General features: G+C 32.4%; 16 protein-coding genes. 13 read left to right on the top strand and 3 right to left on the bottom strand.

From position 1 onward, the window contains the following. Positions 1-84 precede the first annotated feature (84 nt). Positions 85-1,788 carry a lysine--tRNA ligase gene (gene lysS / locus ABXT06_RS06095; RefSeq protein ID WP_354589941.1) on the bottom strand — a complete coding sequence of 568 codons (1,704 nt, stop codon included), beginning with the start codon at positions 1,786-1,788 and terminating at the stop codon, positions 85-87. A gap of 294 nt (positions 1,789-2,082) precedes the next feature. Here lysS and ABXT06_RS06090 point away from each other — a divergent pair, with 294 nt between their 5' ends. The 4 genes from ABXT06_RS06090 to ABXT06_RS06075 all read left to right on the top strand — a co-directional run bounded on the left by ABXT06_RS06090 (position 2,083) and on the right by ABXT06_RS06075 (position 5,564). Next, the gene (locus ABXT06_RS06090) at positions 2,083-2,886 is read left to right on the top strand and encodes a hypothetical protein (protein WP_354589940.1); all 804 of its coding nucleotides are present in this window, start codon (positions 2,083-2,085) and stop codon (positions 2,884-2,886) included. A gap of 66 nt (positions 2,887-2,952) precedes the next feature. Further along, entirely contained in the window at positions 2,953-3,705 is a 753-nt protein-coding gene (locus ABXT06_RS06085; protein ID WP_354589939.1) for a hypothetical protein, read from the top strand. 5 nt (positions 3,706-3,710) lie between these two features. Next, positions 3,711-4,409, top strand: a complete 699-nt coding sequence (gene lipB / locus ABXT06_RS06080) for a lipoyl(octanoyl) transferase LipB (RefSeq protein WP_354589938.1) — start codon at positions 3,711-3,713, stop codon at positions 4,407-4,409. Positions 4,410-4,712: 303 nt separating this feature from the next. Further along, entirely contained in the window at positions 4,713-5,564 is an 852-nt protein-coding gene (locus tag ABXT06_RS06075; protein WP_354589937.1) for a nuclear transport factor 2 family protein, read from the top strand. A gap of 36 nt (positions 5,565-5,600) precedes the next feature. Here the strand turns inward: ABXT06_RS06075 and rnhB are convergent, their stop codons facing one another. Further along, positions 5,601-6,263: a ribonuclease HII gene (gene rnhB / locus ABXT06_RS06070; RefSeq protein WP_354589936.1), complete on the bottom strand. Its 663-nt coding sequence runs from the start codon at positions 6,261-6,263 to the stop codon at positions 5,601-5,603. Between the two features lie 169 nt (positions 6,264-6,432). On the opposite strand from rnhB, the gene ABXT06_RS06065 reads away from it, so the two are divergent. The 5 genes from ABXT06_RS06065 (at position 6,433) to ABXT06_RS06045 (ending at position 12,032) form a co-directional block, all read left to right on the top strand. Further along, the gene (locus tag ABXT06_RS06065; protein ID WP_354589935.1) at positions 6,433-8,418 is read left to right on the top strand and encodes a putative porin; all 1,986 of its coding nucleotides are present in this window, start codon (positions 6,433-6,435) and stop codon (positions 8,416-8,418) included. 46 nt (positions 8,419-8,464) lie between these two features. Next, on the top strand, positions 8,465-9,826 hold the full coding sequence (locus tag ABXT06_RS06060) for a pyridoxal-phosphate dependent enzyme (RefSeq protein WP_354589934.1): 1,362 nt from the start codon (positions 8,465-8,467) through the stop codon (positions 9,824-9,826). Positions 9,827-9,904: 78 nt separating this feature from the next. Further along, the gene (locus ABXT06_RS06055) at positions 9,905-10,387 is read left to right on the top strand and encodes a 3'-5' exonuclease (protein ID WP_354589933.1); all 483 of its coding nucleotides are present in this window, start codon (positions 9,905-9,907) and stop codon (positions 10,385-10,387) included. Between the two features lie 73 nt (positions 10,388-10,460). Next, positions 10,461-11,732, top strand: a complete 1,272-nt coding sequence (locus tag ABXT06_RS06050; protein ID WP_354589932.1) for a DUF2851 family protein — start codon at positions 10,461-10,463, stop codon at positions 11,730-11,732. A 72-nt stretch (positions 11,733-11,804) separates the two neighbouring features. Next, complete coding sequence (locus tag ABXT06_RS06045; RefSeq protein ID WP_008466940.1) at positions 11,805-12,032, top strand: PspC family transcriptional regulator; 228 nt, start codon at positions 11,805-11,807, stop codon at positions 12,030-12,032. A 56-nt stretch (positions 12,033-12,088) separates the two neighbouring features. Here the strand turns inward: ABXT06_RS06045 and ABXT06_RS06040 are convergent, their stop codons facing one another. After that, positions 12,089-13,561, bottom strand: coding sequence for an APC family permease (locus ABXT06_RS06040; RefSeq protein WP_354589931.1), 1,473 nt, complete (start codon positions 13,559-13,561; stop codon positions 12,089-12,091). 265 nt (positions 13,562-13,826) lie between these two features. On the opposite strand from ABXT06_RS06040, the gene ABXT06_RS06035 reads away from it, so the two are divergent. The 4 genes from ABXT06_RS06035 to ABXT06_RS06020 all read left to right on the top strand — a co-directional run bounded on the left by ABXT06_RS06035 (position 13,827) and on the right by ABXT06_RS06020 (position 17,182). Further along, entirely contained in the window at positions 13,827-14,714 is an 888-nt protein-coding gene (locus tag ABXT06_RS06035) for a ComEA family DNA-binding protein (protein ID WP_354589930.1), read from the top strand. Positions 14,715-14,729: 15 nt separating this feature from the next. Continuing rightward, positions 14,730-15,869: an acyl-CoA dehydrogenase family protein gene (locus tag ABXT06_RS06030; protein WP_354589929.1), complete on the top strand. Its 1,140-nt coding sequence runs from the start codon at positions 14,730-14,732 to the stop codon at positions 15,867-15,869. A 135-nt stretch (positions 15,870-16,004) separates the two neighbouring features. Continuing rightward, positions 16,005-16,199 carry a 30S ribosomal protein S21 gene (rpsU, locus tag ABXT06_RS06025; RefSeq protein WP_026730435.1) on the top strand — a complete coding sequence of 65 codons (195 nt, stop codon included), beginning with the start codon at positions 16,005-16,007 and terminating at the stop codon, positions 16,197-16,199. 89 nt (positions 16,200-16,288) lie between these two features. Further along, complete coding sequence (locus ABXT06_RS06020; protein WP_354589928.1) at positions 16,289-17,182, top strand: tyrosine-type recombinase/integrase; 894 nt, start codon at positions 16,289-16,291, stop codon at positions 17,180-17,182. Positions 17,183-17,210: the final 28 nt, after the last annotated feature.

Here is a 17,210-nt window from a genome sequence, read left to right as displayed (position 1 = left end):
GATTCTTTTAAATAGAAAACCCGACAAGTTTCTAAAACCTGTCGGGTTTGAAATATATTATATATTCCAATTTAGAATTGGAATTTAACTAACTAATTCCACAAATTTAAACTCGCCATCAACGACAACTTTAGTCAAACCGTGTTTAGATAAGTTTTTCATAGACGCATCCCATTTTTTACCGCTTAAGTTAGCTGTAATTTTTAGCTGCGTTAAATCCATTCTATTTTCATTTTTTGTAAGCAAGTCAATGATGAATTTTTCTTCGTCAGAAAGTTCGATCTGAGCTTGTTTTTTCTCAGGACGCATTTGAGGGAATAATAACACTTCTTGGATAGAAGCATTATTCGTCAAATACATAATCAAACGATCCATTCCAATTCCCATTCCAGAAGTTGGAGGCATACCGTACTCAAGAGCTCTTAAGAAATCTTCATCGATAATTCCGTTTGCTTCATCATCTCCTTTTGCAGCCAAACGCATTTGATCTTCAAAACGCTCTCTTTGGTCAATTGGATCATTTAATTCAGAATATGCATTTGCGATTTCTTTTCCGCAAACCATTAATTCAAAACGCTCAGTTAAGTCTGGATTATCGCGGTGCTCTTTACAAAGCGGAGACATTTCTTTTGGATAATCTGTAATGAAAGTTGGCTGAATATAATTTCCTTCACATTTTGCTCCGAAAATCTCATCAATCAATTTTCCTTTACCCATTGTTTCGTCAACCTCAATTCCCATTCCTCTTGCAGCTTCAAACAATTCCTGCTCTGTTTTTCCAGAAATATCAAAACCAGTAAAATGTTTGATAGAATCTGTCATCGTAACACGTGCATAAGGCGCTTTAAAGTTGATTTTGTGCTCGCCAAAAGTAACTTCACTTGTTCCGTTAACAGCAATTGCACAATGCTCTAATAAGCCTTCTGCAAAATCCATCATCCAGTTGTAGTCTTTGTAAGCTACATATATTTCCATTGCAGTAAATTCAGGATTATGCGTTCTGTCCATACCTTCGTTACGGAAGTTTCTAGAGAACTCATAAACACCTTCAAATCCACCAACAATTAATCTTTTTAAGTATAACTCATTTGCAATACGCATGTAAAGCGGAATATCAAGTGAGTTGTGGTGTGTAATAAATGGTCTTGCCGAAGCTCCACCAGGGATTGACTGTAAAACTGGAGTATCTACTTCAAGATATCCTGCATTATTAAAATACTCTCTCATGGCAGTGAACAATTTTGTTCTCTTAAGGAAAGTTTCTTTAACCTGCGGATTTACTGTTAAATCTACATAACGCATTCTGTAACGCAATTCAGCGTCGTTGAAAGCATCGTGCACTTTTCCGTCTTCGTCTACCTTTGGCAATGGCAACGGACGTAACGTTTTACTCAAGAAAGTAAAACCAGTAACACGAATACATTTTGCACCAACTTGTGTAGTAAACAATTCACCTTCAATACCAATAAAATCACCTAAATCGGTTAATTTTTTGAATACTTGGTTGTATAAAGTTTTATCGTCACCTTCGCACAAAACATCGCGATTTACGTACAATTGAATACGTCCTTCGCTGTCTTGCAATTCAGCAAAACAAGCTTTACCTTGATCACGAACACTCATCAAACGTCCTGCAACGATAACCTTCTTACCTTCCTCAAAAGTTTCCTTTATCTGCTTTGATGTATGATCTACAGGAAAAAGATTAGCTGGATAAGGATTGATTCCCAGATTGCGTAAGTTTTGAAGTTTTTCTCTTCTGATGATTTCTTGTTCTGATAATGCCATTTTTGTGCTATTTTTTTTAAGTGTGCAAAGATAAAGAAAAGAATGCAGATTTTAGAATGCATTTTTTTGATTTTTTGTGACATCAATTTATTGGGTTTCAATCATCTTTAGTCGACATCGCTGCCTGCTAGAATAAATTGTTTTTTGGCAAATATAAAATAGGTTGTAATGCTAAGTTATTGATTATTAGTTGTTACGTAAAGTCTTAAATAGCAAATTTGAAGTTGTTTTAAAATGCCGTTAGGATAATTCTTAAAAGAAAGTATCTTCGCTTGAATAACTTAAACCTCAATTATGAAAAGAATTTTACTTTGCTTTTTTATTGTTTTTTGTATTACAAGCTGTACGCTTAAAGAAAAGATGGTCATGAATGAAGATGGATCAGGAACTTTTTCTTATGGTTTTGACATGTCGCCAATGTACAAAATGGGAATGAAAAAATCAGATTCGACTAAAGTGAATAAAGTCGTAGACACTACTTTTACCTTCAAAGATGTTCTAGCAAAAATAAAAGACAGCATTTCTAAATTGCCAGATGGAGATAAAGAAAAACTAGAGATACTTGAGAAAGAAAAAGAGAAACTTGAAATTTTAGAGAATTTTAAAGTTAGCATAAAGATAAATGACGAAAAAAAGCAATTCGAATATGCTATGGCATTTGATTTTCCTAGCGGAACAGGCTATAAAACTATTGCAACTCCAGCAGAAAGTTTAGAAGGATTGGCGGCTACTGACAAAAAGAATTTAGGACTTTTAAGTGCTGCACCCAAACCTGAAGAAAAATCAACCATGGACATTTTTTATGATGGTAAGGTTTTTATTAAGACTGTAACGCCTGCTAAAGACGACAAGAAAGTCAAAAAGAAAAAAGAAGCAAAGCAAGAAAAGAGCGATGATCCTTTTTCAAAAAAAATGGAAGAAATGATGAAGGAGTGTAAATATATTGCTGAATATCACTTCCCTAAAAAGATAAAAACTATTTCGGTAAAGAACGCTGTAATAGCATCAGATAGAAAAAGTTTTACTTTAGAAATTCCACTAGATAATATGCAGGAAAGTAGTGTAGATTTTGGCTTCAAGGTAGAATTTGAGCAATAAAAGGAGGTTTCTAATAAAATGTATTTTTAAAAATAGTCTTCGTATCTTTGATAAAAAATTACTGTGATGAGATTATATAAACTACTTAGTTTTTCTTTTTTAATAGCCACATTAACCAGCTGTACTTTTACTGAAAACATTTACATCAATGATAACGGAACCGGGAAATTTTCGGTAGATATGGATGGTTCTGCTTTAATGGAAATGGCTGGCGATCAGATTGCAGGTCAAATGGGAGATGCTAAAAAAGATATAGATACTACTTTTACTTTCAAACAGCTATTTGAAGAAAAAAAAGACAGTATTGCTAAGCTGTCACCAGAAACTCAGAAAGAACTTAAGAAACTGGAAAATTTTGTTGTTGAAACCAAAATGAGTTCAGAGAAAAAACAGTTTTTAATGACTTTGGGAACTGATTTTAAAAATGTGAATGAACTTCAGGACGTTTTGCAGACTTTAAGCACGTTTCAGAAATTAGAGGGAGGAGCAAATGCATCTCCACTTGGAAATGGTTTTGGAGATAACAAAAGTAAATTAAGCTATACTTATGATGGAAAGAAATTTACAAGAAAAGCAGTAATCGATCAGGAGAAACTACAGGCTACAAAGACAAAAGATACGGCTGCTGATATGACCAAAATGATGTTCGCATCATCTAGTTATATTGTGAATTATCATTTCCCAAAAAAGATTAAGAAAGTTTCTAATCCAAATGCATTGTTTAGCGACGATCGAAAATCAATTACAATTCAATACTCTTTTACGGATTATATGGAGAATCCCGACAAACTGAACTTTGATGTTGAGTTTGAAAAATAATTAAAATGAATAAAAAAATCCAACTTCAAGATCTGGGTAATAGAGATTATAAGTCGACTTGGGAATATCAGGAAGAAATCTTTAAAGATATAGTCGATTTAAAAATCAAAAACAGAAGAGAAGAACTAGATCTACCAACGCCAAATTATTTACTTTTTGTTGAGCATCCACATGTTTACACACTAGGAAAAAGTGGTGATCTTGAAAACTTATTGTTAAACGAAAAACAACTCGAAGCCAAAGGAGCGACTTTTTACAAAATTAACCGAGGCGGAGACATTACGTATCACGGACCGGGACAGATTGTAGGTTATCCGATTTTAGATTTAGAAAATTTCTTTACTGATATTCATAAATACCTTCGTTTGTTAGAAGAATCTATTATTCTGACTTTGGGAGAATATGGTTTAGAATCGGGTAGAAGCGAGGGAGAAACTGGTGTTTGGCTTGGCGCTGGAACTCCGTTTGCCCGCAAGATTTGTGCAATGGGCGTTCGTGCTTCACGTTGGGTTACCATGCACGGATTTGCCTTAAACGTTAATGTTGATTTAGGATATTTTGACAATATAATTCCATGTGGTATTCGTGGAAAAGGAGTTACTTCCTTAAATGTTGAACTTGGCGTGGAAAAAGTAGATGAAGAAGAAGTAAAATCTAAAATCATTAAACATTTAACCGAACTCTTTGAAGCGGAATTTGTTTAAAAAGAATTTCTAATAAAGAGAAACCCGTTTCAAGTGTTTATTTGAAACGGGTTTTTTATTTTAAGTGGTAAATATTTTTTTTAGGATCATCATAGGTTCACTTAAGCAAGGAAATAAAGCTTATTTTTAAATAGAAAGCGTTTTTTTCTTAAATTTATATTCAAAAAACCGAAAAACCATTTATCAGAAGTTAAGATTTTGATGGGATGGTAAATTCTAGACTTCTTGTAATTCTCTTAGCTTTTTATGCTAAATTTGGTTTTATACTATTAAATTTAAATTTCATTTTATTTCTGATTGCTTATGAGAAAAATCTACTTATTCTGTTTCCTTTTTGTGCTTAATGGTCTTTTTGCCCAAAAGAAAGATAAACTATATCCAGTTGCAGTTTATGAAAAGGTGTGGCAGGAAAAAAACAGCGATGCCAGATTAAAGATGATTAAATCAATTTGGTTGGAAGACAGCACTTTTGAAGATCCTTCGGCTTCAATAAAAGGAATTACGGCATTTAACAACGTTATCAATGAATTTTACAAAAAAAATCCAGATGCCGTATTAACATCGGGGCCAAAAATAGTAAAAGACAATTATGTGACTTGGGAATGGAAGGTTCTCGATTCTAAAAATAATCTTGTAATGGCTGGACGTGACTTTGCACGTTTAAATGGTAAAGGTCAGGTCAGTAAAATTATTGGTTTCTGGGATAAAGGAGCGACTTTGTCTGAAGCAGATATTTTGAAAAATCTAGAGTCTGATAATTTGAAAGTAGTGGCAAAATATTACGAAAGCCTTTTTAAAACAAGAGATTTTGATGCTTTGGCAACTGTAGTGGCAGATGGCGCAGTTTACAATCAAGCTATTGGTTTGCCTTACGGAGGAACTTATGTAGGTTTTAGCGAATGGACAAAAATGTTTACAAAATCAACAGAATTTTTTGATTTGCAGATAGAAAAAGAACCCATATATTTTAGTGATACTTCTAAAAACGAGGTAATAATATATTTTACAATAAACTGTAAGTCTAAAAAATCAGGTAAAACGATGTTAGTTCCGATTTCAGAACATTTCGATCTAAAGGAAGGAAAAATTACTTCTGTTAGACCTTTTTATTATGACACAAAAACATTTGCTGAATTTTTAAAAAGCAAAAAGTAAAAACAAAAAACGACCTAGAAATAGGTCGTTTTTTTATTAAAATAAATCGAGTTCTAGTTGTTCTGGCAAAAGTCTAAAACTCATTCTGTGGTATTTTGTAGTTCCAAATTCTTTAATTGCTTCTCGATGCTCTTTGGTTGGATATCCTTTGTTTTGTTTCCAGTTGTACATCGGGAATTCTTCATGGATTTGATCCATATATTCGTCACGATACGTTTTTGCAAGAACAGATGCAGCAGCGATGCTTAGATATTTTCCATCTCCTTTTATAATGCTTTGGTTTGGAATCGATTTTAAAAGTGTAATCTCATCTTGAGAAAACTGTTTTCCAAAAGTATTTTTAAGTCCGAGTTTAGCATTTAAAGAACGATTTCCATCAACAATAATATATTCAGGAACATGCTTTAGTTTCAAAATACATTCCTGCATTCCTTTCATCGAAGCATTTAGAATGTTTATTTCATCAATTTCATCTGGAAACAAATGTGTAACGGCAAAACAAACTGCTTGCTCTTCGATAATAGGTCTTAAAAGCGCCCTAGTTTTTTCAGACAATTGCTTACTGTCATTCAGAATTTTATTTTCAAAATGTTCGGGTAAAATTATTGCAGCGGCAGTAACTGGCCCAGCCAGACATCCTCTTCCGGCTTCATCAGTTCCAGTTTCTAAAATAAATCCTGAGAATTTTTTTTCGAGCATTTTTTAGGTTTTTAATAACAAATAAGATGAAATTTTCAGCAAAAATATTCGTTTTCGTACTGTCAGCCAAGGCAATTGTATAAAATGAACTGTTTTTTTATTTATTTGTTTTTATAATTTACCTTTGCTTAGCAAATTTTGTCAAAATAAATTTATACAAAGCCATCAAATGAGAATATTCATTTTTCTATATCTATTAGTTGTTCCAACTTTATTGTTTTCGCAAGAAAAAAAAACTGCTTCTAAAAATAATTTAGATATGAATACGGAATATTCTAGTATAACAGATACCGTAAAAAAGAAAAAACAAAAAATAGCTACAATAGACCAATATAAAATTGTCACTTTAGAACACGATACAATTTATGCCGATACATCGTTGACTATTAAAAGCGCTTACAGGCAGAATCATCTTAGGAAAGATCTTTTCGGACTTCAGGAGTTATCTAATATTGGACAGCCCATAAATACGCTGCAATATAGCTTGACGAGTTTTTCTCCTTATCCCGAAATTGGTTTTAGTGGGAAACATTCTCTTTATATGCAAGCAGATCAAATTAGATATTATTCTGTTGCAACGCCATTAACAGAGTTATTTTTTAATACAACTATAAAAAAAGGACAAAATGTAGATTCTTTCATCACACTAAATGCTTCTAAAAATCTTAATTTCTCTATTGCCTATAGAGGACTGAGGTCCGAAGGAGATTATAATAACCAATTGGTTAGTGCTGGAAATTTGAGAATTACAACCAGTTATGCTACAACCAACAGGCGCTATGCAATAAATGCACATTTTACTAATCAGGATATACTGAATGAAGAAAATGGAGGAATTACAAACGATGCAGATTTTGAAAGTGATAATCAAGATTATAAAAACCGACAAAGATTGCAGGTTTATTTGACTGATGCCGAGTCCTTTTTAAAAGGAAGAAGATTGTTTTTTGATCATGCTTTTAGAGTAAATCCAAGTGATGGAAGCAATAACTTGTATATAACGCATCAGTTTAATTATGAGTACAAAGATTACGAGTATAAACAGCCAACTGTAATTTCGACTATAACAGCTAATGATGGATCGACTACACGTATACAACGATTTGGCGAATCGTATGCGGCAAGTAATATTAACGATCAGACTAAATATGAAAGACTATATAATAAAGTAGGAGCGGCTTACGAAAATTCGCTTTTAGGTAAATTTATATTTTTTGTAGACGACTATAGATCTAATTACAAGTATAACCGAATTATTATAGATGCCGATGGAAATGCGGTTCCTGATAATTTGTTTTTGCAGTTTAATAATTTCGGCGCTCAGTACGAATATCAGAAGAATAAATGGAATGGTAGATTTTTGTATTCAAGATCAATAACCAATGAATCGCTTTCAGATTTCGATGCTAAATTGCGATATGATATGAACGAAAAAATCAAATTTGATTTTAGATATCGCAACATTAATAAATTGCCGAACAATAATTATAATTTGTACCAAAGTAGCTGGATTTCGTATAACTGGTCGAATAATTTTAAAAACGAAAAAATCAATTCGTTAAGCGCAGAAATTTCAACACCTTGGTTAACTGGGCAAGTTCAATACACAGTGCTAAAAGACCATTTGTATTTTACTGATATGGCTACAGATGCTGAAAAAAAAGCAAGTGAACAGATTGTGAAGCCAATGCAGTATGGAAATACCATTAATTATCTAGAAATTAAAGCAAGTAGAGAGTTTAAATTTGGCCCTTTTGCATTAGATAATACACTTTTATACCAAAAAGTTGATCAGTCAGATTTGATTTTAAATGTGCCTGATTTTGTAACGAGAAATACATTTTATTACTCCAATCATTTCTTTAAGAAAGCATTATTTCTTCAAACAGGAATTGTGTTCAATTATCTTACGAAATACTATGGAGATGATTATAACCCTGTTATTGCAGAGTTTTTTGTACAGCAAGATAAAAAAATCGGTGGATTTGCAACATTCGATTTCTTTGTAAATGCCAGAATACGCCAGACGCGTTTTTATTTAAAAGCAGAGCATTTTAATGCGGCTTTTACACAAAGCAATTATTACTCAACGCCAAGTAATCCGTATCGTGATTTTGTACTGCGTTTTGGTCTGGTTTGGAATTTCTTCCAATAAAGCTGGCTTTCTTTATTTAGAACCACTTAATTAAACTTAAATAAAAATGGACTTTTCAAATAACATTTTAGAAACAATTGGTAATACGCCATTGGTAAAACTCAACAAAATTGTTGCTGAAATTGATGCGTTAGTATTGGCAAAAGTCGAAACCTTTAATCCTGGTAATTCTGTAAAAGACAGAATGGCGGTAAAAATGATTGAAGATGCAGAGGCAGATGGCCGACTTAAACCTGGAGGAACTATCATTGAAGGAACTTCAGGAAACACAGGAATGGGACTTGCACTTGTTGCAATCGTAAAAGGATACAAATTAATTTGTGTAATCTCAGACAAACAGTCAAAAGAGAAAATGGATATTCTTCGTGCTGTTGGTGCAAAAGTTGTTGTTTGTCCTACAGATGTCGAACCTACAGACGCACGTTCTTATTATTCTGTTTCAAAGCGTTTGGCAGAAGAAACACCAAATTCATGGTATGTAAATCAGTACGATAATATGTCAAATTCACTGGCGCATTACGAGCAGACTGGTCCTGAAATCTGGAAACAGACAGAAGGAAAAATTACACATTTTGTTGTTGGAGTAGGAACAGGGGGAACTATTTCTGGAGTTGGAAAATACCTAAAAGAGAAAAACCCAAATATTAAAATCTGGGGAATTGATACTTATGGTTCTGTTTTTAAAAAATACCATGAAACAGGAATCTTCGACGAAAACGAGATTTACTCTTATATAACTGAAGGTATTGGAGAAGATATTTTGCCTAAAAATGTTGATTTCTCTCTAATTGATGGTTTTACAAAAGTAACTGATAAAGATGCTGCGGTTTATACCAGAAAGATTGCCCTTGAAGAAGGTATTTTTGTTGGGAATTCTGCAGGAGCTTGTATAAAAGGTCTATTACAGCTAAAAGAGCACTTTAAACCGGATGATGTTGTTGTGGTATTATTTCACGATTCTGGAAGCCGATATGTAGGTAAAATGTTCAACGATGATTGGATGCGTGAGCGTGGATTCTTAGAAGAAAACGTAACAAAAGCAGAAGATGTTATCAAAGATCATATTGATAAAGAATTAATTGTGGTGCGTACAGAAGAATTAGTTTCACATGCGATTGAGCGTATGCGTAAATACAAAATTTCGCAGATTCCAGTGGTAGATATCAATGGTTTTGTTGGTTCTGTAGACGAGACAGATTTGTTTAGAAGCTATGTTGCTGATAAAAATGTTGCTGAAAAACCAATTAAAGAGGTGATGGGAAAACCTTTTCCAATTGTAAAATTAGGAACACCAATTGAAGAAGTTTCAAAACTTTTCAGCAAAGAAAATGATGCTGTATTGGTAGATTTAGAAAACGGACATCATCACATTATTACTAAATATGATATTATTGGCTCAATAAAGTAAGCCTTTTCAAATAATAACAATCCATAAACCTAATTGTTTTTTAATAAGGTTTATGGATTTGTCTTTTAAAAATAGAATATGAATTTTACTGCTATTGATTTTGAAACGGCAACAGGCTATCATCCGTGTTCGGTGGGAATTGTTACAGTCGAAAATGGAATTATTGTTGACGAATATGTTTCTTTAATTAAACCGCCAAATAACGAATATAATCCGTTTACGATTCGTGTTCACGGAATTTATCCGAAAGATACTGTCAATGCAAAATCTTTTTTTCAGATATATCCTGAGATTGAAAAGAGACTAAAAAATAGAGTTGTCGTGGCGCACAATGAAAGTTTTGACCGCAATGTTTTAATGAAAACAATGTTGCTTCATGGTTTAAATTACGATGATTTGAATATTGCAACGAAATGGGAATGTACGGTGAAAATTTATAAAGCAAAAGGCATTAAACCTACAAAACTAAGTGATTGCTGTCGTGAAATGAATATTCAGTTAAATCATCATGAAGCATTATCTGATGCGAGAGCTTGTGCAAAATTGTATATCCTTCGTTAAAATTATTTTATTTGTAAGAATAATATTAAATTTGTTATTTTAGATTTTTATAATTATTTTATTTAAATCTAAAATGAGAGAAGACTTCATTCATTATCTCTGGAAATTCAAGAAATTTGATGTGTTGAATTTGCGATCTGCCCAAGGCGAATTGATAACTATTCTTAAGACAGGTGATTATCTGGAGATGTCAGGACCTGATTTTTTTAACGCACATATTGAAATTGGAACTCAAAAGTGGGCTGGCAATGTCGAAATTCATTTAAAATCTTCAGATTGGTATTTGCATAATCATGAAAAAGATCCTGCTTATAAAAATGTTATTCTTCATGTAGTATGGGAAAATGATACTGCTATTTTTAGAGAAAATAATACCGAAATCCCTGTTTTGGTTCTCAAAGATTATGTTTCAAAAGAAATAATTGAAAATTACAACAAATTAGTTTCTCCAAAAACCTGGATTTTCTGCGAAAGGCAATTAAAAGAAATTGATAGATTTGTTTTTAAAAACTGGCAGGAAAGATTATTCTTTGAGCGCTTAGAGCGAAAATCTAAATTTATTTATCAATTGCTAGAAGAAACCAATAAAGATTGGGAAGCGGTCTTATTTTGCCTTATGGCGAAGAATTTTGGGTTAAATTCTAATGGAAATTCTTTTCTGCAAATTTCAAAAGCAATTCCGTTTTCAGTAATCAGAAAAGAAAGTTTTGAAGTCGAAAATCTAGAAGCATTGCTTTTTGGTTCTTCAGGTTTATTAGAAGCAGAAAAAGAAGATGTTTATTATAAAGATTTAAAGTTTCGATATTTCTATTTGCTGCATAAATACCAAATAGAAAAGAGCTACGCAGATCCTGTTCAGTTTTTCAAACTCCGACCAGATAATTTCCCGACAATTCGACTTTCCCAATTAGCATCTTTATATCATAAACATCAAAACCTGTTTTCAAAAATAATTGATTTAAAATCTGTTAAACAAGTGTATGAATTACTGAATGTTTCGACAAGCTCGTATTGGAAAATTCATTATCAGTTTGATAAAGAAAGTCCTAAAAAATCTAAAATGCTTTCGAAGTCATTTATAGATTTACTGATTATTAATACTATAGTTCCGCTTCAATTTGCTTATTCAAATATTAGAGGAGAATCAATTGATGAAGATTTAATCGATTTTATAAATGAAGTTGCTTTCGAGAAAAATACCATTATTGATAAATTTAATTCGTTTGGAGTAAAATCAAAAAATGCATTTGAAAGTCAAGCATTATTAGAACTCAAAAATGAATATTGTGAACGTAAAGCATGTTTAAAATGTGCTATCGGATTAGAATTGCTTAAAAATAATTAGATAATTTGTACTTTTGTAATCCTGAGCGGTCAGGAATCTAAAATTCTAAAGTCCTAAATCTAAAATATAGAAATGTCAGCAATATTAAAACTTAAATTTTTTTTTGAAAAATATGGATTTCATGTTTCTTCAAGACTAGCAGATAAATTAGGTATGCGTGTAACAAGTGTTAGATTGTTTTTCATCTACATTTCTTTTGTTACTGCTGGCTTAGGATTTGGAGTTTATTTAACGCTTGCATTCTGGATTAGGTTGAAAGATTTAATTCGGTCAAAAAGAACATCAGTATTCGATTTGTAATAATAAAAAAGCTCCAAATGAAAATTTGGAGCTTTTTTTATGACTAGAATTGAAAATTATTCAATATCCGCATCTGTATTATTAAGTCTAGATCTTTTTTTGCTATATCCAAAGTATACAATTATACCAAGAAGAAGCCATCCAAAAGATAATAACTGTGCATCTTTACTTAAATTAAAAATTAAATAAGAATTGATTGCAATTCCTAATACCGCAATAACTGGTAAAGCAGGAACTTTAAATGTTCTGGTTAATCCTGGTTGTTTTACTCTTAAAATCCAAACAGCAATACAAACCATTGTAAAGGCAAACAAAGTCCCAAAACTTGTCATATCTGCCAATTTGTTGATTGGTGTAAAAGCAGCAACAGTTGCAATAATAACTCCAAGAATCATTAAGTTCGTTTTTGGCGTTCCAGAAATTGGGTTTACTTTAGAGAAAACTTGCGGAATTAAACCATCTTTAGACATTCCAAGGAAAATTCTAGATTGTCCCATGATCATTACCATTAATACAGAAATCAAACCAATAGTTGCGGCAACAGTAATAATAGAGCCAGCCCAGCCTTGTCCTGCAATATCAAATGCATAAGCAACAGGAGCTTTGATAGCTTCAGGATATTTTCCTAGTGGATTAAAGTCTTGGTAATTCATCATTCCTGTTAATACTAAAGAAACAAGAATATATAAAGTAGTACAAATTAATAAAGAAGCGATAATTGCAAAAGGAACATCTTTTTTAGGATTAATAGCTTCTCCAGCTTGTGTAGAAACGGCATCGAAACCAACGTAAGCAAAGAAAATTGCTGCAGCTCCAGAGATAATACCTCCAATTCCGTAAGCATTGTGTGTAGTTTCTTTTTCAACAATTTGAGTTGCTTCAGGAATAAATGGGCTCCAGTTTGCTGTGTTAATAAAGAAAAGACCAGCAATAATTACAAAGATTACCGCAGATACTTTAAGTATAACAATAGCATTATTTGCTTTTGCAGCGCTTTTTGTTCCTTTAATAAGTAATGAAATAACCAAAATAACGATCAAGAAAGCTGGAAGATTCATAGAAAAACCTTCTCCTGTATAGCTTGCAGGATCTGTAGTTAACCAATCAGGAAGATGAATGTGAAATATTTTAAGCAATTTATTAAAGTATCCGGACCAAGAAACCGCTACAGTCATCGATCCCATTGCATACTCGAGAATTAGTCCCCATCCAATTATCCAAGCAAAAACTTCTCCAATAGTACCATAAGCATAGGCATAAGCAGATCCTTCAACAGGTAAAATAGAAGCAAATTCAGAATAGCAAAGAGCCGCAAAAACACACGCAATACCTGCGATGATAAACGAAATTGCTAATGCTGGACCTGCATGATAATAAGCCCCAGTACCTGTAAGTACAAAAATTCCACCGCCGATAATGGCACCAACACCAATGGCAGTAAGACTCCATTTTCCTAGGACTCTCTTTAAATCACTTTTTTTCATATCGGCCTCAAAGGCTGATATAGGTTTAACTCTCCAAATTGACATATTATTTTATTGGTTTATTTGTTATTAAGTGCCAAATGTATTGTTTTTTGCAAAAAATAAAAACAATTATCATCTTTTAAGTTATAAAATCTTTGATTTTTTTACAGTAGTCGTAAGAAACTTTCTCTAAGTATTGATATTCATTAAATTAATTGGTCTTTTATAAGATATTCGATAATTTTTTAAAAACTACTTTTCTTACTTATTTTCTTGATAAATTTGAAAGATTTTTCTTTATTTATTTTTTTTTAAAGTACTTTCTGCGATGAATTTTAAGTTTTTAAATAGTTATTTTCATTTTACAAAACAGCAACGAATAGGCATTTTTGTACTCTTCGCTATAATGATAGGATTACAGTTGTTTTATTTTTCATCTGATTTTAATATTTCAGAAGCCAAAAGTCATGAAAAAGAAGAGTGGCTTGCTCTACAATCAGAGATTGATCAGGAGAAGTTAACCTATAAAAATGCGAAGCCGACTAATTATCTTTTTAATCCTAATTTTATTTCTGATTATAAAGGATATAAACTAGGAATGTCGGTGCAAGAAATTGATCGTTTAATGGTATTTAGAAAAGAGAATAAATATGTAAACTCAGCAGAAGAGTTTCAGAAAGTGACTGGCATTTCAGATTCCTTATTAAATAAAATTTCCCCTCTGTTTAAATTTCCAGATTGGAAACAAAATAAAAACAATTATAATGCTGAGAAAAAGGATTTCAACATTAAGAGTTTTCCAAAAAAAGAGAAGATTGAAATATTGGATATTAATCTGGCGACGCAAGAAGATTTGATGAAAATCTACGGAATAGGCGAAGGGTTGTCATCTAGAATCTTAAAGCAAAAAGAAATAGTAGGGGCGTTTGTGTCAATGGAACAAATGAAAGAGATTTGGGGACTTTCGCCAGAAGTTATAAATGAATTAAACAGTCATTTTAAAGCTGTGATTCCTTCAACCTTGAAGAAAATAAACGTAAATGAGGCGTCATTAAAGGAGTTAGCTCAGTTTTCATACTTTAAATATGGTCTAGCAAAACAAATAGTGACTTACCGAAGTATGAATGGAAATTTTAATAATATTGAGGATTTAGCAAAAATTAAAGATTTTCCTGTTGAAAAAGCAAAAATAATTAGTTTATATTTGGAGTTCTAAAAAAGAAACTAACTCATGAACTTTGATTACAACGAAACACAACTAATGATTGCGCAGTCTATAAAAGACTTTGCAGAAAAGAATATTAGACCTTATATAATGGAATGGGATGAAGCGCAAATTTTTCCAATTAAGTTATTTAAGAAACTTGGCGAAATGGGCTTTATGGGGGTTTTAGTTCCAGAGGAATATGGCGGTTCAGGTTTAGGTTATCATGAATATGTTACAATAATCGAAGAAATTTCTAAAGTAGATCCGTCAATAGGATTGTCGGTTGCGGCACATAACTCTTTATGCACAAATCATATCTTAACTTTTGGAAACGAAGAGCAAAAGAAGAAATGGCTTCCAAAACTGGCTACAGCTGAGCATATAGGAGCATGGGGACTTACAGAACATAATACGGGTTCTGATGCTGGAGGAATGAATACAACTGCGGTTAAAGATGGTGATCATTGGGTTGTAAATGGTGCAAAAAACTTTATTACGCATGGCATATCTGGAGATATTGCTGTTGTAATAGTTCGTACGGGAGAAAAAGGAGATTCTAAAGGAATGACCGCCTTTGTATTTGAAAAAGGTATGAAAGGTTTTTCGTCTGGGAAGAAAGAAAATAAATTAGGAATGAGAGCAAGCGAAACTGCTGAATTGGTTTTTGACAGCTGCCGTGTTCCTGATGCAAATAGATTAGGAGAAGTAGGTGAAGGTTTTGTTCAGGCTATGAAAATTCTTGATGGAGGAAGAATCTCTATCGGAGCTCTATCTTTGGGAATCGCAAAAGGAGCGTACGAAGCTGCATTGAAATATTCAAAAGAAAGACATCAGTTTGGTCAGCCAATAAGCAATTTTCAAGGAATCTCTTTTAAATTGGCCGATATGGCAACAGAGATTGAAGCTTCAGAATTATTACTCCACAAAGCTGCATTTTTAAAACAGCAACATAAACAAGTGACAACGGCTGGAGCTATGGCAAAAATGTATGCATCAGAAGCATGTGTTAAAATTGCAAATGATGCAGTTCAGATTCACGGAGGTTATGGTTATACAAAAGATTTTCCAGTAGAAAAATTTTACAGAGATTCTAAATTATGTACTATAGGAGAAGGAACAACTGAAATACAAAAGTTAGTTATTTCAAGAAATTTGCTGAAATAGTAGGATTTAAAGTCTGAGTAATCGGTTGCATTTCTATTTTTTAACCTCTAGGGAGAAAATAATTCATAATTTATAACTTATAATTAATAATTAATATATACATTTGCAGCCTTAACGAGAGGAGGTGTCTATATTATGTTAATTATACCAATTAAAGACGGAGAAAATATCGATAGAGCATTAAAGCGCTATAAAAGAAAATTTGATAAAACAGGAACTGTTCGTCAATTAAGAGCACGTACTGCTTTTATTAAGCCTTCTGTTATCAAAAGAGCTCAAATCCAAAAAGCGGCTTACATTCAAGGCTTGAAAGATAGTTTAGAAAGTTAATATCAGCTTTTCGAAAATAATTACCGTTAGTGGTCAAAATGTTTTAATTTTGATGCTAACGGTTTTTTTATGCTTAATTTTTAGATTTTATGAAAACGAATAAAGAAGCTTTTTCGGATTATCTTTTGTTGGAGAAAAAATATTCTGCCCATACTGTTGGTGCTTATTTAAATGATATAATGTCTTTTGAGTTGTTTGTTAAAGAGTCTTTCGAGCAGGATAGTATTGATTTGGTAAATTATAGTCAAGTTAGAAGCTGGATTGTTTTTTTGGTAGATCAGAATATTTCAAATGTTTCGGTTAATAGAAAAATGGCTTCGTTGAAAGCTTTTTACAAGTTTCTTTTGAAGTCAAAACAAATAGAGGTTAATCCAATGCTGAAGCATAAGTCTTTGAAAACTCCAAAAGTGGTTCAGGTTCCTTTTTCGGAAAAAGAATTAAAAGATTTGTTGGGTGTGATGGAAACTCCTGTTGGTTTTGAAGAAATCCGGGACAAGCTTATCGTGGAGATGTTTTATGTTACAGGAATGCGTCGGGCTGAATTAATTCATTTGATGATTAAAAATGTTGATTGCTCTAATAATACGATTAAAGTTTTAGGGAAAAGAAATAAGGAGCGAATTATTCCGATTTTGCCAATTATTGCAGATCAAATTAACTTGTATATAAAGGAAAGGGAGGAATTGGAAGGTTTGGTTGATTTTGACTATTTTTTTGTTTCGAAAAAAGGGTTAAAATTGAGCGAATCTTTTGTTTATCGTTTAATAAATTCATACTTTAGTAGGGTCTCAGAAAAGGTAAAAAAAAGTCCGCATGTGCTTCGTCATACTTTTGCAACTCACCTTTTAAACAATGGGGCAGATTTGAATTCAGTTAAAGAATTGCTAGGGCATTCTAGTTTGGCGTCTACTCAGGTTTATACTCATAATAGTCTTGCGGAGCTTAAAAAGGTATATGGAGGTGCGCATCCGAGAAGTAAATAGCGGTTCTAAATGTTAACCCTAAAATTTT

Source organism: Flavobacterium sp. UW10123 (assembly GCF_040538975.1).
Lineage (GTDB): Bacteria > Bacteroidota > Bacteroidia > Flavobacteriales > Flavobacteriaceae > Flavobacterium.
Note: the sequence above shows the minus strand (reverse complement) of the source record. Positions and strands in the feature narration are given on the sequence as shown.